Annotated in this window: 1 protein-coding gene; it reads left to right on the forward strand. The window is 78.2% G+C overall.

Annotated elements, in window-relative coordinates; all coding sequences use genetic code 11:
• A partial coding sequence (locus VTU_RS34050; protein WP_010108718.1) for a hypothetical protein occupies window positions 1-476 on the forward strand: 476 nt, incomplete at both ends.

A 476-nucleotide genomic window follows, 5' to 3' on the forward strand; every position in this document is an offset into this window, starting at 1 on the left:
CGCGCTGGCCTTTCCGGCGATCGCGCAGGCCCATGCGCAGACCGCGGACGCTGCCGGGCCGGGCCCGGGCCCGGACGCGCTGGCGACGGCGGTGCGCAGCGCCCTGGTCCTGGCCTGGACGCTGGCCTGCGCGGCGGCGGCGGCGCTGCTGGTGGGCGCGCCGGTGATCGCCGCACTGCTGTTCGGCTGGGGGCGCATGCAGACGCCGGCGCTCGGGCAGATTGCCGACTGGGGCCGCGCGGGCGCCTGGGGGCTGTTGCCGCAGGCGCTGCTCGCGCTCGCGGTAACGCTGCTCGCGACGCTGGGGCGCATGCGCTTTGCCGTGCTCGCCTACGCGCTGGCGCTGGCGCTGCTGCTGCTGGCGGGGGCGCTGGGTCTGACCGCGGGGCAGGAACTCATGTGGGCCCTGAACGCCGGTTTCACGCTCGCCGCCTGGCTGGCCTGGAGCGCGCTCGGCGCGCGCGCCGTGCGGCGCT

The organism is Verminephrobacter aporrectodeae subsp. tuberculatae At4, from assembly GCF_000193225.1.
GTDB classification, from domain to species: domain Bacteria; phylum Pseudomonadota; class Gammaproteobacteria; order Burkholderiales; family Burkholderiaceae_C; genus Acidovorax; species Acidovorax aporrectodeae.